The organism is Nocardia macrotermitis (assembly GCF_009604405.1).
In the GTDB taxonomy this organism is placed as follows: domain Bacteria; phylum Actinomycetota; class Actinomycetes; order Mycobacteriales; family Mycobacteriaceae; genus Nocardia; species Nocardia macrotermitis.
This window is the reverse complement of sequence record NZ_WEGK01000010.1, coordinates 60,611-82,760: the sequence shown is the minus strand read 5'-3', so window position 1 is coordinate 82,760 and position 22,150 is coordinate 60,611. Positions and strand designations below refer to the sequence as shown.

Genomic DNA, 22,150 nt, shown 5'->3' with positions numbered 1-22,150 from the left:
GGGGCATCAGGCCGACGCGGCGGCCCGATGTTCGGTGACCGCGGCCTCGAGCGCCTCGATATCGCACTTGCCGTCGGAGAATCCGGTGAACAGTGTGCGGCAATAGGTTTGGGACAGGTAGCTCGCGGTCCACTGCTGCCCGGGCTTGACCCACTGGTACGTGTGGTTGTGCATGTTGAGGAACTGCAACGTCGCCAGGCTCGGATCGGCCTCCCGGAACACGCCCTCGTCCATCGCGGCCACCAGCAGTGCGCGCACGACTTCCTCGAACTGCCTGCGGCGCTTGAGCATTCGCTCCAGATTCGGTTCGGACAGCTGCCGGTAGTCGTGCTCGTACACCCAGATGTGGTCCAGGCGTTCGAAGATCACGGTGAGCAGTTCCTCGGACAGCAGCCGCAGTTTCACCGTCGGCGCGGCCTCGAGGGCCTGGATCCGGGCGGAGATCTCCAGCAGCGGATCGAGCACCCGCTCCTGGATCTCGATCAGCAGATTCTCCTTGGAGCCGATGTAGTAGTAGAGGGCTCCCTTGGCCAGGCCGACCGTCTCGCCGATCTCCACGATGCCGGTCGCGGCATAGCCGTTCCGGGCGAACAGCGCCGCGGCGGTGTCGATGATCTCGTCCCGCTTGATCTGGTACTGCGGGCCGTGTCCTGGTGGCCGGGCCACATCGTCCCCTCTGGTCGGCGTGTTGGTACTCGGGTGCGAGTATACGCAGACTAGAACAAGTGGTCGAAACAACGGGCCGCCCGGGTGGGCGGCCCGTTTCGTGTCGCGATCAGGTGTGTCGGGCCAGGTCCTGTCGCCCCGCGGGACGGCGGCGCGCTTCGGGGTCGAGCGACGGCGGCCGCAGGTAGTGGTCGATACCGGGCATATCGGTGCCGGGCGGGACGACTCGATCGATGGCGTCCAGCACGTCCGGGGTGAGTTCGACGTCCGCGGCTTTCAGCGCGTCGTCCAGGTGACGCATGGTGCGCGGGCCGATGATCGTGGAGGTGATCGCCGGGTGGCTGGAGACGAATCCCAGCGCCAGCTCGGTCGGTGTCAGGCCCGCCTGACCGGCGATCCGCCGCAACGCGTCCACGGCGTCGAAACGCACCGGATCGCTGCGTTCGGCCACGGTGGTGACGGTGCGGCCGGACATGAACAGGCCGTCGGGATCGAAACGCGAACCCGCCGGAGGTTGTTCGCCGCGTTGGTATTTGCCGGTCAACCAGCCGCCCGCGAGCGGACTCCAGGCGATGACCGACATCCGATGTCGTTGGCAGGCAGGGAGTATCGCGGTCTCGATCGAGCGGGCGAAGATCGAATACTGCGGCTGTTCGCACACGAAGCGCTCGGTGTTGCGCCGCTGCGCCGCCCACTGTGCCTCCACGATCCGGTCCGCGGGGAAGGAGGACGAGCCCAGGTAGAGCACCTTGCCCTGCCGGACCAGGTCGTCCAGCGCGCCGAGCGTCTCCTCCGGATCGGTGTGCCAGTCCGGCTTGTGGACCTGGTACAGGTCGATGTAATCGGTGCCCAGCCGGCGCAGGCTCGCCTCGACCGCCCGGACGATCCAGCGCCGGGACGAGCCCTGCCCGTTGCGGTCGCCGCCCATCGGGTAGTAGCACTTGGTGGCCAGGACGACCTGATCCCGCCGGGTTCGCACGGCGCGCCCGACGATCTCCTCGCTCTGCCCGCCGGAGTAGACGTCGGCGGTATCGATGAAGTTGATGCCCGCGTCCAACGCGCGCTCGACGATCCGGACGCAGTCGTCGGGATCGGTGTCGCCCATCTTCCCGAACGTCATCGCGCCCAGACACTGGCTGCTGACTTCCACACCTGTGCTGCCGAAGCGGCGGTACAACATGCCTTCTCCTCGAATTGGCTTTCTACGCTTGATCTTCCGAGCCGCTATCCGGTGCGCATCTTCGAGAAGTCCCAGCTGACACGGGTTTCCTGCCGCAGCCGCAACCAGGCGTGACGCTCGTCGTAGCGGAGTTCGCCTCCCCCGCTGTACTTCTCGGCGAACAGCCGTTCGGGCTCGGTGAGTTCGGCGACGGGCTCGCCGGTGCGCGGGGCCTCGCCGATCAGCTCGACCGTGCCGCGCAATTCGACTCCGCACAGCGCGCGGAAATCCGCGCCGCCGTCGTCGACGATGACGCTGACGCGGGGATCTCTGCTGATATCGGTCCAGCGCTGGCTGCGGGTGATGGAGTACAGCCACAGCGCCTCGCCGTCCCAGACGAACCACAGGGCGCTGGTGTGTGGCGCGCCGCCGGGGCCGATGGTGGCGACCCGGCAGACGGGGCGGTCGCGCAGGAAGGTGTCGAGTTCGGCGTCGGTCATCGCGATCGAGCGGCCGCGTCGTTGTTCGGGCATGAGACTCTCTCGGGTGTATCAGGTTGGGGGAGTGTCTGTTTCGGCTCCGCTAGTCGGACGCGGGCAGGGGTTTGGCCGTCTTGAGCGGCAGTGGGGTGCCGTTCACCGCGAGGGTGCCCTGTCCGGCCTTGGTGCACAGCAACTCGACCCCGAGGCCGTCGTCGGCGTAGCGCTTGCCCAGTTGTGAACCGGCCTGCTGGGCCGGGTCGGCGGTGCCGGATGCGTCGGGCGTGCCGGCCTTCGGGTCGACCATGGCCACGCCGCCGCAGGTGATCTCGACATCGCTGTCGGGGCAGCGCACGACCACGACCGCTGTCGCGTCGACCGTGCTGGTGAGTGTTTGTCCCGCGCGTGGCTTCATCGGACTTCCTTCGCGTATCTCGTCGAGCTTCGGCAGAGTATAAAAGAGTGTACTGCTATGGGTAGCCTGTTTCGGCTCGCGATTTCACGGAGCGGTTTCCTACATGCCAAGCCGGGGGAGGTTGGCCGGTCGGGATTCCATCCATCGGAACCGTTGCTTGTATTGAGTATTCTTTATTATCTACTGTTGCGCGGGTGGTCGAGCCGAGAGCGTTCGATTGCCGGTCGAGGGAGTGTGCTGCGGGCCGTCGGAGAGCGGCGGCCGCGCCCGGAATCTGTTGCTGAAAGGGACCGCATATGACGGACGAGACGGCGGCCGTGGACGACTCGGCGCGGGACACCGCATCGGGATCGGCTCCGGCTTCAGACGCGGATTCGGCTCTGCTGCAAGAACTTCGGGACCGGGTGACCTACCAGGCCGAACGGTGGCGGCCCGGTGTGCGCGTCACGGACATCCGTCCGCTGACCGGCGGCACCTCCAGCCTGACCTTCCTGGTCGACCTGCGTGAGGCGGGCGCGGAGACGACCGTCGTACTCAAGGTGGCCCCGCCGGGTCTGCCGCCGGTGCGCAATCGCGACGTGCTGCGGCAGGCCCGGGTGCAGCGCGTACTGCGGGGCCGGGATCGGCCGCTGGCCCCGACGGTGCTGTTCTCCGATGAGGGGCAACCGCCGCACTCGCCCCCGTTCATGGCGATGAACTTCGTCCCGGGCGAATGTCTCGAGCCGATCCTCACCCCGGCCGCCCGCCGACCCGCGCCCGACGTGGTGCATGCCCGGTATCTGGACGCGGCCCGCCTGCTGGTCGAACTGCATCGCGTGCGTCCCGAATCGGTCGGGTTCGCCGACGAGCCGGTGATCACCCTCGGCGACGAGATCGACCGTTGGACAAGGGCATTCACGACATTACCGGAGGAGATGCGGGGCGACTACGAGCGCGCCGGGGCCGCCCTGCACGCGAGTATGCCCGAACCGCTGCCGCCCGCGATCAACCACGGAGACTTCCGGCTCGGCAATACGCTGTGCGATCAGCGGCGGCTGTCCGCGATCATCGACTGGGAGATCTGGGCGGTCGGCGATCCGCGCATCGATCTGGCCTGGCTGACCTATTTCACCGACGACGCCGGACATCCGGCCGCCGAGGCGGGCCCGCCCGCGGGCACCCCCACCCGCGACGAGGTGGTGCTGACCTACGAACAAGCCTCGGGCGCAACGCTTCCCGACCTGGACTGGTTCCACGCCCTGGTGCGTTACAAGGAATCCGCCGCCACCGGACTGCTGCTCAAGCGCGCGCTCAAACGCGGTGCGTCGCCGACCGGTCCGCTCGGTCGGATGCTGCCGGTCCTGCCCGCTCTGGTTCAGGAGTCCCTGGACATTCTCGAGGCGCGCTCGTCGTGAGCGCCCAGCGAAGCACATCCCAAGCAGGACAACCGGATTCGCTACCGCCGTCCGGACAATCAGGAGGTTCACGATGACCATCGACGTTCCCGCGGCGCCACTGCCCGACAAGCCCAACGGCCACCGATTCGAGAACAACGTCGTCCTGATCACCGGCGCGGCCCGTGGTCAGGGACGCGCCGAGGCCGTCAGATTCGCCGCCGAGGGCGCGGACATCATCGCCCTCGACATCTGTGCGGACCTGCCGACCGCGCCCTATCCGGGGGCCACGCCCGAGGATCTCGAGGAGACCGCGCGCCTGGTCGAGAAGCTGGGCCGCCGGATCTACACCAGCCGCACCGACATCACCGATTACGACGCGCTGTCCGCCGCGGTCGATGCGGGCGTCGCCGAACTGGGCCGCCTGGACGTGGTGATCGCCAACGCGGGCATGACCACCGCCGCCCCGGCCTGGGAGATCGATCTCGAACACTGGCACGCGACCATCGCCCACAACCTGCACGGCGCCTTCTACACCGCCAAGACCACCATCCCGCACCTGATCGAACAGGGCACCGGCGGCGCGATCGTCTTCATCAGCTCGGTCGCGGGCCTCAAGCCGATGCCCCTGATCGCCGACTACGTCGCCGCCAAACACGGCGTCACCGGTCTGGCGAAGGCCCTGGCGATCGAACTGGCCCGCTACCGGATCCGCGTCAATTCCGTCCACCCCCACGGCGTCAAGACCGACCTGAAACCGGGCCTGCCCGCCATGATCGAAAACGACTTCGACTACAACGCCCTGCTCCTGGGCAGCCTCCCAGACCAGATGAGCGAACCCGAAGACATCGCCGCCGCCGTAGCCTGGATCGCCTCCCACGAGGCCCGCCACGTCACCGGCATCCAACTCCCCGTGGACCTCGGCCGCACCAACCGCTGACGTCGTCCGAAACGGCTCTGCCGCAACATATTTCGCTGGGATGAAAGGCGTCCCGGCCGACGCGTTCGAGGGTCGGCCGGGACGCCGTTCGCGTATCCGGCCCCGGATCGTCGGCCGCGGTGGCGCCGCAAGGGGGTGCGGCTGGGTGGGAGTGTCGAAAAAAGTGTATTGATTGATGTCGGGACTGGGTGGTGGGGTGTATGGTGATCGTAATTAGTCTGACCGATCGGTACAACTTACCGAGCCTTCTCGTCGTCTGGTTTCGGGTGGCGGGTGCGCGATAGGAGTCCTGCCTCATGACCGAGAACCGTTCGCCGGCCGCCGCCGGTTCGGCTGCCGCGACCGATCTGTATGCCCTGGGCCTGGAGACGATGGGGGCGATCGTGGGGGCGGCGTATCCCGGTAGTTCGGTGAGTGCGGATGGGCTGCGGGACGGCCTGTTCGCGGACGAGATCACCGAGATCGGCCTGGTCGGAGTGTGGGGGGCGCTGTGGGGTCGGGAGGGATTGAGCAGGCGCGACCGCAGTCTGGTGACGCTGGGCATCCTGATCGCGCTGGGCGCGGAGGACGAGTTCGGCAGTCACGTGCGGATCGGATTGGGCAACGGGCTGACCGAGGACGAGATCGCCGAGGTCGTCTATCACTCCGGCGGTTATGCGGGCTTCCCGCGCGCGATGGCCGCGCGGAAGGCGGCCCGCGCCGCACTCGGGCAGAGCGCCAGCATCGCTGATTGAGTGGACTATTTATCAGGAAAGGAGTCCCGGTGACACATGAAGGCAGGAATGCGGTCGTAACCGGCGGCGGGCGCGGGATCGGCCGCGCCATCGCGACCGTACTCGCGGCCAAGGGCGCGGCGGTCGCAGTCTGGGATCTGAACGAGACCGATGCCGAGGAGACCGTCGCACTGATTCGCGAGGCGGGCGGCAAAGCGATCGCCGTGATCGGCGACGCGGCCGACACCGCCACGGTGCGGCAATCCGCGGCGCAGACCCGCGCGGAACTCGGCCCGGTGACGATTCTGGTGAACAATGCCGGAATCACCAAGTATTCGGTATTCCTGGATCTCACCGAGGAGAACTGGGACCGGATAATCCGGGTGAATCTCAAAGGTCCGTTCCTGGTCACCCAGGCGCTCATGCCCGATATGCTCGAGGCGGGCTGGGGGCGGATCATCAATATCTCCTCGTCCTCGGCGCAGACCGGCGGCCCGGCGGTGACCCATTACGCGGCCTCCAAGGGCGGCGTCATCGGTTTCACCAAGGCCCTCGCGCTCGAATTCATCGACAAGGGCATCACCGTCAACAATGTCCCGCCCGGGACCGTGGACACCCCGCTGATGCGCGAGGGATTCGATCCCGAACAGATCGCTCCCCACATGCCGATGAAACGCGTCGGCCAGCCCGAGGACATCGCCTACGCGGTCGCCTATCTCGCCTCCGAGGAAGCGGGTTATGTGACGGGCCAGACGCTCAGCGTCAATGGCGGCCGGTATTTCTTCTGAGAGGTGACGACAATGACCGAAACCGCGACCGATTCCGGCCGGTTCCCCGATTTTCCGGCGCCGAGATCCGGGAACAACCCGTTCGAGCCGCCGCCCGGACTGCTGGAAATGCACGATCCGGACAAACCCATTCGCCGGGTCACGATCTGGGACGGCACCACGCCGTGGCTGGTCACCAGCCACGCCGCGCAACGCACCCTGCTGATGGATCCGCGCCTGAGCGCCGGCATCGGCAAGCCCGGATATCCGCACACCACCGAGGCGATGAAGGCGCACGCCGCCGAGATGCGGCCGTCGATCAACAACACCGACGGTCCCGAACACGCCCGCTGGCGGCGCATGCTGACCAGCTCCTTCACCCGGCACCGGATGGAGAAACTGCGGCCCGAGATCCAGCAGATCACCGATGATCTGATCGACAAGATGCTGGCGGGCCCGAATCCGACCGAGCTGAACGAGGCCCTGTCGCTGCCGCTGCCCTCGCTGATGATCTGCGCGCTGCTCGGCGTTCCGTACGAGGATCACGATTTCTTCCAGGAACACGCCGGAGTCGTCAACGCGGTCAACAAGACTCCCGAGGAATCCGCGGCCACGAACGCAGCGCTGCTGAAATACATCGGCGGCCTCATCGAGAAGAAGATGGACGATCCGCAGGAGGACGTCCTGTCCGATCTGGGCGCGCGGGTGAAAGAGGGCGTGCTGAAAATGGACGAGGCCGCGCCACTCGGGCATATCCTGCTCGTCGCCGGTCACGACACCAGCGCCAATATGATCACCCTCGGTACCGCGCTGCTGTTGCAACACCCCGAACAGCTCGCGGCATTGCGGGAACATTCGGACGATCCGAAATACGTGGTGAACGCGGTCGAGGAATTGCTGCGCTATCTCACCATTCCGCATCTGCTGGCCCGGCGCGCGGTGGCCGAGGATATCGAATTCGGCGGCGAGACCATTCGCGCGGGCGAGGGCATCATCGCCTCGCTGCCGGCGGCGAACTGGGATGCCGACGCGTTCCCGGAGCCGGGCGTGCTCGAGTTGGCCCGTACCGCGTCGCATCATCACGCATTCGGCTGGGGTCCGCACCAGTGCGTCGGTCAGCAGTTGGCGCGTATCGAATTGCACGTCGTGTTCAGCACACTGTTCCGGCGTATTCCGACGCTGCGGCTGGCGACGAGTGTGGCGGAACTCCGGTTCAAGGAGGACTCGCAGGCGTACGGCATCTACGAGCTTCCGGTCGCCTGGTAGCGATCAGCCGAAACAGCAGAAAAATTGGAGATCTCCATGTCCGATCACGAATCCCAGGTGACTCGGCTGTATCACCCGAGCCATCATGTGCCCAGCCTCGACGAGGCCGAGGAATGGTTCGAGCGGGTGTTCGGCCGCAAGAGCCGCCCGATGGCCGAGATGACCCGCAACGCTCCGGCGAGCCCCGGCTATCCGACCAACTACTCCACGTTCACCCCGATCAACGACGTCCTGTTCGACACGATCGATCCGAAGAACTATGTGCTGGACGGCATTCAGCGCTATCCCACGGTCGACGAACCGCATCTGAAAGGCTTCGGCTGGTACGTGAAGGACGCCGTGGCGGCCTATCGCGCCCTGCGGAACCTGGACATCGCGATGGTCGGGCAGATGGATCAGGTCGCCGACGGCGAGGATCCGCCGACCGCGCCCGGCTCGCCCATGCCGATCTACTTCACCACGCCCGAAAGTGCCGGGCTGCGTTACGAATTCCTGCCGCAGATCCCGTTCCCGCTCGACCATCGGCTGGCCGAGGGCTGGGAGTTGCCGCCGGTCGCCGCCGACGATCCGCTGGGCCTGGTGCGGTGTTCGCACCACACGGTGCTCACCGACCGCCCCGAACGCGGTTTGAAGGTGGTCGTGGATGCCCTGGGCGGCACGGTGATTCACGAGGGTCGCAATGAAATCCTCAGCGCCCGAAGCACATACGTGCATCTGGCCGACGCGGTCTTCGAATACGCCGTGCCCGACGCGGGCACGGCCGCGCACGCGGACTGGATCACCAACGCGCCCAACGACACCTATCACTCGATCACCTGGCAGGTGGCCGATCTGGATCGGGTCGCGGATCACCTCCGGGCCCAGGGCATCGGCCTGCGCACCCGGACCGACGCGGTGCTCGTCGCCGAGCCGAAGCACGCCCTCGGCATTCCGTGGGGCTTCACCACGCAGTTGACCCCCGGCGACCCTCGGAGTGCGCGATGACGAAATCCTCCACGGACATCGACGTGGATGTCCTGGTCGTCGGTGCCGGTGTCACCGGCATCGAGCAACTCCATCGCGCGCTGGAGGCCGGATTCTCGGCCCGGCTGCTGGAGGCCGGTGACGGTGTCGGCGGCGTCTGGTACTGGAACCGGTATCCCGGCGCGCGCCTGGATTCGGAGAGCTACACCTACGGCTACCTGTTCTCCGAGGAGCTGTTCAAGGGCTGGGAGTGGCAGGAGCGTTTCGCGGGGCAGCCCGAGAACGAGCGCTACTTCAACTACGCCGTCGACACGCTGAATCTGCGGCAGCACATCACCTTCGGCGCGCGGGTCACCGCCGCGGAGTTCGACGAGTCCTCGGGTACCTGGTTGGTGCGCGCGAGCGACGGGACCGAGGTGCGCACGCGATTCCTGATCGCGGCCACCGGCGTGCTGTCGATTCCGGTGTTCCCGAATGTGCCCGGCCGCAACGACTTCCGTGGCATCCAGCATCACACGGGCCTGTGGCCGGACGATCCGGTCGACTTCCGCGGCAAGCGCGTCGCGGTGATCGGCACCGGATCCAGTGGCGTGCAGGTGATTCCGGCCGTCGCCGGTGAGGTGGCGTCGCTGACGGTGTACCAGCGCACGCCCAACTGGTGCACGCCGCTGGGCAACGAGCCCATCGACGCGCGTCAGCAGGCGGAGTTGAAGTCCGGATTCGAGCAACTGCGCGAGACGCTCGACGAGTCCGTCAGCGGCTTCCTGCACCAGCTTCAGGAGACCAACGCCTTCGACGTCCCCGAGGCCGAACGCCGCGCTTTCTACGAGAAGATGTGGACCAGTCCGGGTTTCTCCAAGGTGATCAGCCACTACGCGGACGTGCTGAACGACCCGACCGCGAATGCCGACTGGTGTGAGTTCATGTCCGGGAAGATCCGCGAGATCGTCGAGGATCCGGCAACGGCCGAGAAGCTGATCCCCAAGGACCACGGCTGGGCGGGTAAGCGTCCGCCGTTCACCACCGACTACTTCGAGGTCTACAACGATCCGAAGGTCTCGCTGGTGGATCTGCGCGAGACGCCCATCACCCGGGTGACCGAGTCGGGTATCGAGACGACCGACGGTCTGCGCGAGTTCGACATCATCGTGTGGGCGTCCGGATTCGATTTCGGCACAGGCGCTTTGAACCGGATGGGCATCCGGGGCCGCGACGGTCTGGCGCTCGAGGAGTACTGGTCCGACGGTCCGCACACCTTCGCCGGTGTGATGGCGCACGGTTTCCCGAACTTCTTCTTCCCGGCGGGTCCGCACGGCGCGGCGGGCAACAATCCGCGCTACGGCGGCGATCAGGTGCAATTCGTCGACGAGCTGATCCGGTACGCCCGCGACCACGAGTACACCGCGGTCGAGGTGCCCGAGCAGGTCGAGGACGCGTGGAACCGGATGGTCGCGGAGATGTCGGTCTACTCCTCGTTCGGTGACAGCAGCTATTTCTACGGCACCAATATCGAGGGGAAGCCGAAGGCATTCCTGCTGAATCCGGCCGGTCGGCCCAAATTGCGTGAAGCGCTCGGCGAGGTCCTGGAATCCAAATATCAGGGCTTCCTGGGATAGGCGGAAGAATTATGACGAAGCACAGATTCGACGACCGGGTCGCGGTCGTCACCGGCGCGGGCCGGGGCATCGGGCGGGCGTACGCGCGGCTGCTCGGTGAGCTCGGGGCCAAGGTCGTGGTGAACGACTTCGGCGGTTCGATGGACGGCTCGGGCTCGGATGCCGGTCCGGCACAACGGGTTGCGACCGAGATCAACGACGCGGGCGGCACCGCGGTCGCCGACACCAGCGACATCTCGACCGTCGCGGGCGGCGCGTCCCCGGTGCAGACCGCGCTCGATAATTTCGGGCGGATCGATATCGTGGTCAACAACGCGGGCAATGTCCGGTTCGCCGGTCTGCCCGAGGTGGATGTGGACAATATCGAGAGTCATCTCGCGGTTCACGTGAAGGGCGCGTTCAATTCGATCCACGCGGCCTGGCCGCACATGGTCGAGCAGAATTACGGCCGCATCGTCATCACCAGTTCGATCGGAATGTTCGGGCTGCCGGACAATCTCGGCTACGCCATCGCCAAATCGGCGATCCTGGGCATGGCCAAGAGCATGACCGTCTCGGCCGGGGACCGGGACATCAGGATCAACGTCATCGCGCCCAACGCGATGACGCGGATGGCCGGGGGCGACTCCGAGGGTATGGACTCGCTGCGCGAAGAGGGCCGCGACACCACCGACATCATGGATCCGGCCCTGGTCGCGCCGATGGTCGCCTACCTCGCCCACGAGGCGTGCGAGGTCAGCGGTGAGGCGTATCTCGCGGGCGGCGGGCGGTTCGCGCACCTGTTCGTCGGCGTCACCGACGGCTATCTGCCGGCCGAGCCGCACGCGACCACCGTCGACGACGTCGCGGCCAATCTCGTTCGCATCAAGGATCGTTCGGATTACTACATTCCCACCAGTCTCCTGGATTGCGTGGGGCACTACATGGCACATCGAGCAGGAGACGCGGTATGAGCGACGAAAAGGTCTGGCCCCAACAGGAACTCGGCAAGGAGCTGAACAACTGGGGCCGCTGGGGTGCGGACGACGAGGTCGGCACGCTGAACTTCGTCACACCCGAAAAGCGGGTCCAGGCAGCGCAACTCGTGCGCACCGGCAAGGCGTTCGATCTCGGCATGCCCTTCGACAGCGAAGGGCCGTTCAAGGGCGCGGGTTTCCGCAACAATCCGATCCACGTCATGACGCTGCTGCCCTCGGACACCGCGGCCTCGCCGGACGGCATGATCTCCGCCGACGACATGGTCATCACCGGTTTGCAGTCCGCCACCCAGTGGGACGGCCTCGCGCACGTGGGTTACGGCGGGAAGTTCTACAACGACGTCCCCGCCGCCGCGGTGAACAACTTCACCGGCGCGGCGCGCAACTCGTTCCCCAAGGTGGTCGATCGGCTCATCTCCCGCGGTGTGCTGTTGGACATCCCTGCGGTGAAAGGCGTTGACCGCCTGGATGATTCGTACCAGATCACCGAGGCGGACGTGCTCGCCGCCGAGGAGCGCCAAGGGGTGCGCGTCGAATCCGGCGATATCGTCTGCCTGCGCACCGGTTCCTACAAGTGGTTCCTCGAGGGCGATCGCGAGCGGTTCCTCGGCAACGCGCCCGGCCCGTGCATCGACATGTGCCGGTGGTTGCACGACCGTGAGGTCGCCGCGCTGGCCATCGACAACTCCACCGGTGAGTCCTGGCCCAGCCCGATCGAGAACGCGATCATCCCGTTCCACCAGGTCGTCATCCGCGATATGGGCCTGACGCTCGGCGAGATGTTCAACTTCGAGGACCTGGTCGTGGACTGCGAGCAGGACGGCGTGTGGGAGTTCATGCTCTGCGCGACCGGCCTGAAGGTGACCGGCGCGGTCGGCTCCCCACTCACCCCCATCGCCTTGAAGTGATCCGCGGGGCAGGCCGATTCGCGCCGATCGGGTCGGCCTGCCCTTGCCGCCCTCCGTTTGACGGTCCCTGTGGCTGATGTAAATATAAGTATCATCAATCAAGATCATGTATCCGCCTCGGCTGCGGTGGTCGCAGCGTGCGGCGGCACGACATCGCGAGCAGTGCGGAAGGGGTCTCGCCACGGCGTGTGCACGGTGGCCAGCTACGAGGTGATCCGATTCGAGTGCCGGTCAGGCCGTGGCCTGCCGCCGACCATGCGGATGTCGAACACCGACCTGAACGCATTGCCGAGTCGGTGAGTGGTTGTCGTGGTGAGTAAGGATGACGTGGCGTGGCACCGACGGGGACGTACCATCCGTACCAGGAGGTCACGCGATGGCAATTGTCTATGAGCCGGGAATCGATGTCGCCGAGTTCGAAGCGGTCGCTCGCGCCGCCGATCGGGAAACCGATAGCGTGCGTCTCGAGCTGATCAACGGGCGATTGAGGGCGAAGACCGCGCCGGACGGCAACCACGACTGGATCGTCAACTGGCTGCTACTGCTGGTGTTGTCGTTGGGGCGTGGCCTGATGCTCCACCAGGGCCGCGGGCTTCAGGTTGGCTCCTATCGCAAGGGGCGAGCGCGGCCGGACGGGGTGCTGGCGCCGACCGACACATTCCTCGGCGCCGGGGAGTGGGCTCCGGCGGAACAGGTCCTGATGGCCGTCGAAGTGACGTCCCGCGATTCGGACACCAATCAGCGTGACCGCATCGAGAAACCCGCCGCCTACGCACAGGCGGGCATCCCGGTCTATCTCCTTGTGGACCGGGACTCCAAGGAAGTCGTGGTGTTCGCCGAGCCTGACGAGGCTCGATACCAAGTCGTCCACCGCTATGCGTTCGGCCATGAGGTCGTATTGCCTGCTCCCGTCTCGATGACGCTCGATACCACCCCGCTCGTCGAGCGCCTGGGGTGAATTCGAGAATCCGTCGACCTTCGATCCGGAACGCTCGAATGCCCGCTCGCACATCGCATTCGGGCGCGGTATCCACACCTGTCCGGGTTCGCCGCTGGCCCGTGCCGAGGCGCGCGTCGCGATCGAGCGACTGTTCCAGCGCACCAACGACATTCGCATCGATGAGAGTGCGCACGGTCCGGCCGACGCGCGTGAATACGAGTACGCGCCGACCTTCGTGCTGAGTTGAGCTGCCGCGCAACTACATTGCCGGGGTGAATGTCGAATCATTCACCCCGGCAATGTCTTTCATACACCACTCACGGCCTTGGCCATGGCCGTGAGTGCCTGGCCGCGCGGTATGGCCAGCAGTTGTTCGAACTGCCGCCGGTAGTGCTCGCTGGGGATGTGGGTCGGCCCCTGGCGCAGGTGTTCCAGGGCCGAGGCGGCGACATCGTCGGGCGACATCAGGTCGTGCAGGCTCGCGGGGTCGATACCCAGTAGTCGCGGGGCCTCGGTATCGGTCGCGCCGGGGCACAGTGTGAGCACGTCCACGCCCAGCGGCGTCAGCTCACCCCACAGTGCCTCGCCGAGCGCGTTCACGTACGCCTTGCTCGCCGAATAGCCTGCGGAGAAAGGACATCCGAGCAATCCCTCGACCGAACTGGTGAACAGGATTCCCCCGCGTCCACGCTGCTTCAGATGCGGAACGAGCCCGTGCGCGAGTTGGGTGGGGGTGTGGCAGTTCACCGTCGTCATATCGGTGAGAGTCTGCGCGTCACCGAGCTCGAACGGCCCCTTCATCCCGAATCCCGCATTGCTGACCAGCAGCCCGACGTCCAGTCCGGCCACCGCGTCCACGATCCCGGCCGCGGCCGCCGGATCCGCCAGGTCGGCCTGGTGCACGGTGACCTCGACGCCGTGCTCGCTGCTCAACTCCTCGGCGAGCTGCTGTAGCCGATCCAGTCGCCGCGCGACCAATACGAGATCGAGCTTGCGCGTTGCCAATTGGGTCGCGAGCGAGCGTCCGATGCCCGAGGAAGCGCCGGTGACCACGGCGACCGGTCCGTAGCGGTGGGTGAAATCGTCCATATCGGTCCTCATCTGTGCGGTTCGAGCGGTGGTGGCTGCTGATCGGAAAGTGCCGGGCCGGAGAGATGGCCGGACCGTCCCGAATTGGTGTGCCATATGCACGTTACATGTACTATGCATAGGCCGGGGAGGGGAATTAAGGATCATGAATTTCCGCTCGTGCTGCGGAAATCGAAGAAAGGACCGAGCCGTGGCCAAGGCATATGTGATCGTGACCGAGGACGTACACGATCAGGTGGGTATGACCGCCTACGAGCGGGCGGCCGGCGCCTCGATGATGGACGGCGGCGTCACCGTGCTGTCGGTCGACGCGAATCCGGAGGTGCTGGAGGGCTCGTGGCGCGGCACCCGCACCGTGGTGATGGAGTTCGCCTCGGTGCAGGCCGCGCACGCCTGGTACGACTCGGAGAGCTACCGCGAGGCCAGGCCGCTGCGGCAGGCCGCGGCCGACTGCAATGTGGTCATCCTGTCGGGTTTCGAAGTACCACAGCATGACTGAATTGCAGCTCGCCTGCGCGCTGCCGCCCGGCCCGGCCTTCGCCGACCTGGCCGTACTGGCGGAGTCGCTGGGCTATGCCCGGGTGTGGATCAACGATTCCGCGCCGCTGTGGGAGGACCCGTTCGTCCATCTCGCGCTGGCGGCCGAGCGGACGACCCGGATCGGATTCGGCACCGCGGTATCGATCCCCACGCAACGTTCCGAGATGGCGATGGCCGCCTCGATCGCGACCGTCGCCCGGCTCTCGGGCGGCCGCCTGCGCATCTGTTTCGGGACGGGTTTCACCGCCCGGTTCGCGATGGGGCAGCGGCCGATGACGTTGGACGCGCTGGCCGCCTACACTCGCGCGGTCCGCGGGTTGCTGGCCGGGGATACGGTCGTCATCGACGGAAAGCCCGCGCGAATGCTGCACTATGCGGGTCTGACCGCGCCCCGGCCGATCGATGTTCCGTTGTGGCTGAGCGTATTCGGCCCGCGTGGGGCGGCCATGGCGACGGAGGTGGCCGATGGCGTCATCGGTCACGTGCATCCGAGTCTGCCCACGGCCACCATGGTCGCGGGCACCGTGCTCGATCCCGGTGAGTCCCCGACCGATCCGCGCGTGCTCGAGGCGATAGGGCCGTGCCGCATGCCTCGCTGGCACTCCGCCTACGCCGCCGGGGGACCCGCCGCGGTGGACGCGCTCCCGGGTGGCCCGGCGTGGCGCGCGAAGCTGGAAACCATTGCGCCGCAAGCAGAACGCCACCTGCTTACCTTCGAGGGGCATCACACCCATCTGACCGATCGGGACCGCGGCCTGCTCGCCCACATCGACACCACCGCGATGGTCGGCGACCGGGACACCCTGCGGGGCGAACTCGACGCGCTGTCCGCCGCGGGCTACCGGGAGGTGCTGTACCTGCCGACCGGACCCGACGTCGCCCGCGAGTTGCGCGCGTTCGCCTCGGTGCGCGGCTGAGGCCGCGGGCAGGGTGCGGCTACGAGTTCGCGCCCGCGGAATTCGGGTAGATCTGCCAACCCAGCGACAACGCGTCCAGCAGATTCCGTTTGAATGTCCGCACGGTGCGGCTGTCGCCGGTCCGCGGCCGCAGATTCTCGCGGATCGCCTGCACGAACCGCCACCGGGTGACGCCGAAGGTCACCAGCAATTCCTCGGCGCTGGCTCCGCCGAACGGTGCCCACTGGATCGCGAACCGGATCAGTGCCCGTGCCTCGGCGTCGAGGGATCTCGATGTCGCCAGGAAATCGCACTGATGCAGGCAGGAGCGGACCCAGATCGGGTCGCGGGGTTTCTCCCGGGCCGGGTCGGTCATCGGTTTCCTTCCTCTCCGATCGGTTGTCCGGCGGCTCGGTGTCGCACCGGCCGCCTCGGGACAGGCAGAGCCGCTCGGCCGAGTGGACAGTCGGGTGGTGAACACCGGGAACCGATCGCGCGCCGCCTCCGGTGCGAACCGCACCCGCACGGGCCGGTCCGAGGGCGGCGGAACTTCGCCCTCGATCCGGGTGTAGATCCACGGGCCGTCGTCGAGTTCGACGATCGCCATGGTCGATGTCTCCCACGTGTCCGCGGGCGCGTCGGGCAGCGGGCGATGCACGATCTTCCACGACACGATCGAGCCGTCGCCGGAGGAGATCATCCATTCCAGCGCCGTGGATCCGCACGCCGTGCAGGTGCGGATCGCCGGGGCCAGCCGCACTCCGCAGGCGAGGCAGCGCCTGATCCGCAGCGCCGTTGCGGGGTGCCGATCGGCGGCGTGGCCCGTGGGGCGGGCCGGGGTCGGTTCGGGAAGGTCCATCGGAGGTCCTGCGGTGCTCGCGGTTGTTTGCGGTGAGAATGTGTGCAGGTCAAGGATCGGACTCGGCGCTCGCCCGCACATCGGCAGATCTGCCCGGGCAGGTACCTGTTTCCGGGCGCGAGTCGCCCGGGGACGCTCAGTCCTGGTCGTGCCGACCGGCGATCCACGCCGCGATCTGGGCGCGCGAGGTGTATCCGAGTTTGGTCAGAATGTGTTCCACATGGCCCTGCGCGGTGCGTTGCGAGATCACCAGTTTCGTGGCGATCTGCTTGTTCGTCATGCCCTCGGCGACGAGGTGCGCGACCTGTTCCTCGCGTCTGGTCAGCGTCGGTGCGGTGGTCGCGGGCGGGTCGGCGGGGGTGGGCTGCTCGCCGAGCGCGAAGGCGATCGCCGCGTCCCTGGTCATGGCGTGTCCGGCGCGGACGGCTCGGTCGAACTCCCGATCTCCGAGTTCGCGCCGCGCCGCGCGGACGCATCGGTCGTGGAAGGACACCAGCTCCGGAGTGTTGATCCAGCTGATCCCCGCCGATCGCCCTACTTCCGCGGCGGCTCCCAGCAGCACGGCCGCGCGTTCGATGTGGTCCTGAGCGGCCTCGATCCAGGCCAGGAATTCCATCCCCGTGGACGCGGTCACCGGGCTGTGCGTGCGGGACTCCAGGCGCAGCGCCTGCTCGAGCGCTTGCCGGGAACGGTCCGGATCGCCTTGCTGCCAAGCGACTTCGCCCAGCACCAGCAGCGCGTACGACCGCTGCACCGTCTCGCCGCGGGCCTCGGTGAGGGCGATCGCGCGGCGCAGGTTCGCCGTCGCCCGTTCCGGATCGCCGCCGGTCTGACAGGCCAGGCCCAACACGATCGCGGCGGAGACCTGCAGCCGGGTTCTGCCGAGCGACTCGAATGCCTCGACGGCCGCCTCCAATGTCGAGAACGCCTGCGTGAATTCGCCTCGGAGCAGGGCACACAGTGCTTCGGCGGTGTCGGCGAGCGCGCGGGTCATGGAGTCGTCGGTGCGGTCGGCGATCGTGCGCGCCTGCGCGGTCAGTGCCGCCGCCGAGTCGAGGTCGCCCTGTAGGGCCGCCATCGAACCGGCCGAGAACAGCGCCTCGACGCGCTCGGGCGGGGATTGGCGTCCCGGATGGTGCAGCATCCGGTCGATCCACCGGCCGCACTCGTCGTAGCGACCGCGCGCCTGCCAATACAGGATCAGCGCGTTGACCGTGCGCAATCCGATATCGGCCGCGTCCTCGTCACGATCGGTCAGGCAGTATTCGAGGGCCTCACGCAGATTCGACTGCTCGCGTTCGATGCGCTCTATCCATTCGAGTTGCCGGTCGCCGAGCCAGCCGGCCTCCGCGTCGGATGCCATGCGCGCGAACCAATCCCGGTGGGCGCGACGCAGCCGCGGATACTCTCCGCTGTCCCGCAACTTGTCCGCGCCGTACTCGCGAAGTGTCTCGAGCAATCGGAATCGGACCAGGCCGTCGGTTTCCTCCCGGATGACGATCGACTTGTCCACCAGCGCACCCAGCGTGTCCACCGTGTCCTGCGCGAGCGGATCCCGGCCGCAGATCCACTCGGCGGCATCGAGTTCGAAGCCGCCCGCGAACACCGAAAGTCGTTGCCAGAGAACCTGTTCGGCCTCCGTGCACAGCTCGTAACTCCAGTCGATGCTCCACCGCAGCGTCTGCTGCCGCACGGGCGCGTCGCGGCTGCTGCGGGTCAACAGCGCGTATCGGTCGGTCAACCGCTCGAGAATCTGGTCGGGCGACATCGCCCGCAGACGGGCGGCGGCGAGTTCGATGGCCAACGGCAGCCCGTCCAGGCGAGCGCAGATCCCGGCGATGTCGGCCTTGTTGGCCTCGGTGATCTCGAAGCCCGCCACCGTCTGGGCGGCGCGCTCGGCGAACAGCGACACCGCGTCGTAGCGGGGCAGCCCGCGCAACGACGCCTCCCAGTCCGGCGCGGGGGTCGTCAGCGGCGGCACGCGCAGGACGGCCTCGCCCCGGATGTCCAGCGGTTCGCGGCTGGTCGCGATGATCCGCAACTCGGGGCAGACCCGCAGCAGCGTCGTCGCCAACTCGGCCACCGCCGCGATGACGTGCTCGCAATTGTCCAGGACCAGCAGGCATCTGCGGTCGCCGAAGAAGCCGAGCAGCACCTCGCGCAGTGGCTGGGAATTCCAGTCGCCCAGGCCGATCGCGGCCGCGACCACGTTCAGCAGCAGGGTGGCGTCGCGCAGTTCACCCAGTTCGACGAGCCAGGTGCCGTCGACGAATTCGCGCCGCAGGCTCGATGTCGCGCGCAGCGCCAGCCGGGTCTTGCCGACACCGCCGATCCCGGTCAGCGTCACCAGCCGCGCGGTGGACAGCAGATTCTTCATCTCGGACAGTTCGCTGCGGCGGTTGATGAAGCTGGTCAGCTCGACCGGCGCCTGCCCGCGACGACCGGCCGTGCCCGGCGGCCGCGATCCGAACGGGTGCGGTCGTCGCGCGGGTTCGGCCAGCGGATCGGTGTGCAGGGCCATGTCGTCGGCGGCGAGGCCGTGCAGAGCCTGGCTGCCGCGTAGTCGTTCGCCGAACGCCGCGGCCGTCGGGCGGTCGCGCGGATCGGGGGACATGGCCGCCTCGATCGCCGCGGCCACGTCGTCGGGCATACCGTGTTCGCGCAGGTCCGGGACCGGTTGGCTGGTGATCCGGATGAACTGGGCGACCACCTGTTCGCCGCTGTGACGTTCGTATGCGGCATGACCGGACAGGGCGGTGAACAGCGTCGCGCCGAGGCCGTAGACATCCGAGACCGGAGTCGGCGGATCACCGGACAGCACCTCGGGTGCGGTGTAGGCGGGGGAGCCCGCGATGGTGCCGGAGGTGGTCCGGAAACCGCCCGTCATCTGGGCGATACCGAAATCGGCCAGTGCGGGCTCGCCGTAGTCGGTCAGCAGGATGTTCGCCGGTTTCACGTCGCGATGCAGGATGCCCGCGCGATGCGCGGTCTCCAGCGCGCCCGCGATCTTCACCCCGAGTCGCAGCCCCGCCTCGACCGGCAGCACGCCGCGCAGCCTGAGCTGCGATTCGAGCGAACCGTGTGCGTGATACGGCATCACCAGGTAGGGCAGGCCGCTGTCGGTGACGCCGACCTGGAGGACGCCGACGATATTCGGATGCGCCGTGAGCTGGGCCATCGCCCGCTGCTCGCGCAGGAATCGCGCCCGGTCGTCCGCGTCCAGGTCGGCGGTCAGGATCTTCACCGCGACGGTGCGGTCGAGGCTGATCTCGGTGCAGCGGTACACCACACCGAAGCCGCCGTGCCCGATCTCCTCGGCGTCGTCGAATCCGGCCGCCCGCAACTCCTCGGCGATCTTGGGCATCACCGCGCGTTGCGTCTTGAACGCGTCGTCTTCCTGCATCTCACTGCCCGAACTCATCGGCCTCACCACGGAATATCGGTTGCCAGAGGCTTACTCAGGATATCCCCGTGGGTGCGGTCGACCCCGGTAGTTCGGGAACGGCTCGATGGGGCTACTCGGTGATGGGGATCGTTTCGCGGGTTCCGAGCGAATCGAGCAGTCGCGCGAAGGAACTGTCGGTTTCGGTGTCGACCTCGTAGATCGTTCGGTAGATCTCGGTGATCGCGGTCAGGAAGTCGGCTCGGGGAACGAGCGGCGGTTCATATACCCGGCCGAACGGCTTGTACAGCAGATGCAGGGGGACCGGAGGCGTCGGTGTGCCGCTGCTCGTCGTCTCGGGTTGTTCGTAGCGGACGTCCAGTTCGTGGAAGCCCACCGTGGTGAACAGATCGCGGGTGGTTCGGTCGCGGCATTCGAACGAGGCCATGCCGTCGCACGGTCCGGCCGCGGTGCTGTGCAGGGCCCAGAGATGATAGGTGCATCCGATGGTGGCGAAGGCGGGAAGGCGTTCGAGCGCGGCGCGGAAAACGGTTGCGGGCCATGCACCGACAGGGCAATTGGACCCTATTTACCGAACCTGCCGGTCGCTTGTTCCATATGGTCCGATTCGTCATTACCCGATTCATCGGAAAGAAACGGTAATTCCATGGCAAAGAATCAGCGGGCCGGGCCGTTCCGCTCCTGCGCGAGCTGCGCGGTCGCCGCATCGAGCCGACGGTATTTCTCCTCGGTGCTGTACCCGTCGTAGTGGTTCTCGCCCGGTGGGACGTGATCGAAAAGGGGAAGATCGCCGGGCCGGATGTGCCACCCCGCCGGACCCGTCGGCAGCCAGACGGTGACGACGGTGGGCGCATCCGGCTCCTCGGGGTCGGTGACCCGCACACTGGGATAGATGGCGGCGAGGTGCGCCACCAGATGCGCCCGCTCCCGGTAAATCTGCTCACACATGATCTGCCCCTCCGCGACTGGAAACCTCTCCTTCCATGACACCACGTTCGGCGCGGATCAGGTTGTGGCTCAGTGTTCTTCGGCCGTGGGCAATTCGACGAGCTGCACCAGCGACTTGGCGTCGGTCGTGCTGTGCCGGGCGAGTTCGGTGAAGAAATGTGCCACATGTGCGGTGGTGAGGTGGGTGCGGAACGCCTCGGTGCCGGTGTAGATCTCGTAGAGATGGAAGACGCCCGGATTCGCCGCCTCGCGGAAGGTGCGGAATTCGACGCAGCCCGGTTCGCGCCGGACGGCGGCCGCCAGGATCACCACGGCCGCGGCGAGTTGCTCCTCGTGTCCGGGAATCGCCCGGACGACGGCGATCATCGGACGTTCGCCGGGCGGCAGGTCGTCGCCGATCTCGGGAGTGAAGCGCGGATCGGTGCCGGTCGGAGTGCTCACGGGACGTTCACCGCGATTCCGGGCAGCACCATCCGGACCTCGACGTCGGGTGCCATCCGGGCGACCGCGTCGGCGTAGTGGCGGGGATCCTGATCGCCCTTGGTGATCATCCGGTCGCCGAGCCGGCCGCTGTGGAACGCGTAGTGGTGCGGGATCGCCATGGTCGGCGCGAGGGCGGCGGTCAGTTCCGCGGCTTCCTGGGCGTTCATGACGACCTGACGCATGTTCAGCGGCCGGACGCACAACCCGTTCGTCGGCAGAATGGCCAGGTCCACGCGACCGAAACGCTCCGGGATGATGTCCAGTTCCGGGACGCGCAGCGAGTCACCGCCGAAGAAGACGGTGCGGCCACCGGCCTGGATGACGAAGGTGACCTCGTGTACGCCGTGCTGGCCGGGCGTCGCGGTGACGGTGAGCCCGCCGAGGGTGGTCGACTCCCACGCCTCGATGGTGTGCAGCTTGCGAAAGCCCTTCTCGCGGGCCAGTTTCGTGACGGTGCCCGGCCCGATCAGCGGGACGTTCAGGTCGAAGCCGCCGGCGACGAGGCCGTCCAGGTCGCAGTGGTCGTAGTGCTCGTGGCTGATCACCAGCGCGTCGATACGCCCCAGACCGGCGATGGTCGTGGCGAGCGGTTCGCCCTGGTAGTAGGTCGCGGTCTGGGTGAACCACGGATCGGTGAGGACGCGGATGCCGTCGATCTCGATCAGCTGGCAGGCGTGCCCGATCCGGGTCACGGTCAAGGGGGTGGTCATGGGGATCTCCTCGGGTGTCTTCGGGTTTCGTCGGTCTTGG

The 22,150-nt window shown here is 67.1% G+C and carries 23 protein-coding genes and 1 pseudogene; 13 read left to right on the top strand and 11 right to left on the bottom strand.

Translation table 11 applies throughout. The features are described 5' to 3' along the window. Positions 1-6: 6 nt before the first annotated feature. From NRB20_RS22645 to NRB20_RS22630, 4 genes are all read right to left on the bottom strand, one after another. Positions 7-666, bottom strand: a complete 660-nt coding sequence (locus tag NRB20_RS22645) for a TetR/AcrR family transcriptional regulator (protein ID WP_319945275.1) — start codon at positions 664-666, stop codon at positions 7-9. 109 nt (positions 667-775) lie between these two features. Continuing rightward, complete coding sequence (locus tag NRB20_RS22640) at positions 776-1,846, bottom strand: aldo/keto reductase (protein WP_153412282.1); 1,071 nt, start codon at positions 1,844-1,846, stop codon at positions 776-778. A gap of 44 nt (positions 1,847-1,890) precedes the next feature. Further along, the gene (locus tag NRB20_RS22635; RefSeq protein WP_153412280.1) at positions 1,891-2,358 is read right to left on the bottom strand and encodes a pyridoxamine 5'-phosphate oxidase family protein; all 468 of its coding nucleotides are present in this window, start codon (positions 2,356-2,358) and stop codon (positions 1,891-1,893) included. A gap of 49 nt (positions 2,359-2,407) precedes the next feature. Beyond that, the gene (locus NRB20_RS22630; protein ID WP_153412278.1) at positions 2,408-2,719 is read right to left on the bottom strand and encodes a hypothetical protein; all 312 of its coding nucleotides are present in this window, start codon (positions 2,717-2,719) and stop codon (positions 2,408-2,410) included. A gap of 296 nt (positions 2,720-3,015) precedes the next feature. On the opposite strand from NRB20_RS22630, the gene NRB20_RS22625 reads away from it, so the two are divergent. The 11 genes and pseudogenes from NRB20_RS22625 to NRB20_RS22575 form a co-directional block, all read left to right on the top strand. After that, on the top strand, positions 3,016-4,113 hold the full coding sequence (locus tag NRB20_RS22625) for a phosphotransferase family protein (RefSeq protein WP_153412276.1): 1,098 nt from the start codon (positions 3,016-3,018) through the stop codon (positions 4,111-4,113). Between the two features lie 73 nt (positions 4,114-4,186). Then, entirely contained in the window at positions 4,187-5,032 is an 846-nt protein-coding gene (locus NRB20_RS22620) for a mycofactocin-coupled SDR family oxidoreductase (RefSeq protein WP_153412274.1), read from the top strand. 371 nt (positions 5,033-5,403) lie between these two features. Beyond that, complete coding sequence (locus NRB20_RS22615) at positions 5,404-5,766, top strand: carboxymuconolactone decarboxylase family protein (protein WP_153412681.1); 363 nt, start codon at positions 5,404-5,406, stop codon at positions 5,764-5,766. Positions 5,767-5,795: 29 nt separating this feature from the next. Next, positions 5,796-6,533, top strand: a complete 738-nt coding sequence (locus tag NRB20_RS22610) for an SDR family NAD(P)-dependent oxidoreductase (protein WP_319945274.1) — start codon at positions 5,796-5,798, stop codon at positions 6,531-6,533. A gap of 12 nt (positions 6,534-6,545) precedes the next feature. Beyond that, positions 6,546-7,778, top strand: a complete 1,233-nt coding sequence (locus tag NRB20_RS22605; RefSeq protein ID WP_153412270.1) for a cytochrome P450 — start codon at positions 6,546-6,548, stop codon at positions 7,776-7,778. A gap of 36 nt (positions 7,779-7,814) precedes the next feature. After that, a complete protein-coding gene (locus tag NRB20_RS22600) occupies positions 7,815-8,762 on the top strand; it encodes a hypothetical protein (RefSeq protein WP_227833772.1) in 948 nt (315 codons plus the stop codon). Beyond that, on the top strand, positions 8,759-10,357 hold the full coding sequence (locus NRB20_RS22595; RefSeq protein WP_153412267.1) for a flavin-containing monooxygenase: 1,599 nt from the start codon (positions 8,759-8,761) through the stop codon (positions 10,355-10,357). Before NRB20_RS22600 ends, NRB20_RS22595 begins: the two co-directional genes overlap by 4 nt. A gap of 11 nt (positions 10,358-10,368) precedes the next feature. Further along, entirely contained in the window at positions 10,369-11,310 is a 942-nt protein-coding gene (locus NRB20_RS22590; protein WP_153412265.1) for an SDR family NAD(P)-dependent oxidoreductase, read from the top strand. Then, positions 11,307-12,242, top strand: a complete 936-nt coding sequence (locus NRB20_RS22585; RefSeq protein WP_153412263.1) for a cyclase family protein — start codon at positions 11,307-11,309, stop codon at positions 12,240-12,242. Before NRB20_RS22590 ends, NRB20_RS22585 begins: the two co-directional genes overlap by 4 nt. Before the next feature lie 376 nt (positions 12,243-12,618). Then, positions 12,619-13,200 carry a Uma2 family endonuclease gene (locus tag NRB20_RS22580; protein WP_153412261.1) on the top strand — a complete coding sequence of 194 codons (582 nt, stop codon included), beginning with the start codon at positions 12,619-12,621 and terminating at the stop codon, positions 13,198-13,200. 1 nt (position 13,201) lies between these two features. After that, positions 13,202-13,429: pseudogene (locus NRB20_RS22575) on the top strand (cytochrome P450); the annotation flags it as partial. A 59-nt stretch (positions 13,430-13,488) separates the two neighbouring features. Here the strand turns inward: NRB20_RS22575 and NRB20_RS22570 are convergent. Further along, a complete protein-coding gene (locus NRB20_RS22570) occupies positions 13,489-14,271 on the bottom strand; it encodes an SDR family NAD(P)-dependent oxidoreductase (protein ID WP_153412248.1) in 783 nt (260 codons plus the stop codon). A gap of 145 nt (positions 14,272-14,416) precedes the next feature. Between NRB20_RS22570 and NRB20_RS22565 the strand changes: the two genes are divergently transcribed. Continuing rightward, a complete protein-coding gene (locus tag NRB20_RS22565) occupies positions 14,417-14,770 on the top strand; it encodes a DUF1330 domain-containing protein (protein WP_153412246.1) in 354 nt (117 codons plus the stop codon). Beyond that, positions 14,763-15,728, top strand: a complete 966-nt coding sequence (locus NRB20_RS22560) for an LLM class flavin-dependent oxidoreductase (RefSeq protein WP_153412244.1) — start codon at positions 14,763-14,765, stop codon at positions 15,726-15,728. Before NRB20_RS22565 ends, NRB20_RS22560 begins: the two co-directional genes overlap by 8 nt. A gap of 19 nt (positions 15,729-15,747) precedes the next feature. Here NRB20_RS22560 and NRB20_RS38335 read toward each other — a convergent pair whose 3' ends face one another. The 6 genes from NRB20_RS38335 to NRB20_RS22525 form a co-directional block, all read right to left on the bottom strand. Continuing rightward, positions 15,748-16,566, bottom strand: coding sequence for a Zn-ribbon domain-containing OB-fold protein (locus NRB20_RS38335; RefSeq protein WP_227833771.1), 819 nt, complete (start codon positions 16,564-16,566; stop codon positions 15,748-15,750). 136 nt (positions 16,567-16,702) lie between these two features. Continuing rightward, positions 16,703-19,987: a protein kinase domain-containing protein gene (locus tag NRB20_RS22545; protein WP_319945273.1), complete on the bottom strand. Its 3,285-nt coding sequence runs from the start codon at positions 19,985-19,987 to the stop codon at positions 16,703-16,705. 94 nt (positions 19,988-20,081) lie between these two features. Then, positions 20,082-20,396: a hypothetical protein gene (locus tag NRB20_RS22540; protein ID WP_153412242.1), complete on the bottom strand. Its 315-nt coding sequence runs from the start codon at positions 20,394-20,396 to the stop codon at positions 20,082-20,084. A 230-nt stretch (positions 20,397-20,626) separates the two neighbouring features. Continuing rightward, positions 20,627-20,917 carry a hypothetical protein gene (locus tag NRB20_RS22535; protein WP_153412240.1) on the bottom strand — a complete coding sequence of 97 codons (291 nt, stop codon included), beginning with the start codon at positions 20,915-20,917 and terminating at the stop codon, positions 20,627-20,629. Positions 20,918-20,986: 69 nt separating this feature from the next. Further along, positions 20,987-21,358 (bottom strand): putative quinol monooxygenase, encoded by a 372-nt coding sequence (locus tag NRB20_RS22530; RefSeq protein WP_319945272.1) that lies wholly within the window; start codon positions 21,356-21,358, stop codon positions 20,987-20,989. After that, entirely contained in the window at positions 21,355-22,110 is a 756-nt protein-coding gene (locus NRB20_RS22525) for an MBL fold metallo-hydrolase (RefSeq protein ID WP_153412239.1), read from the bottom strand. The genes NRB20_RS22530 and NRB20_RS22525 overlap by 4 nt, the downstream gene beginning before the upstream one ends. Positions 22,111-22,150 lie beyond the last annotated feature (40 nt).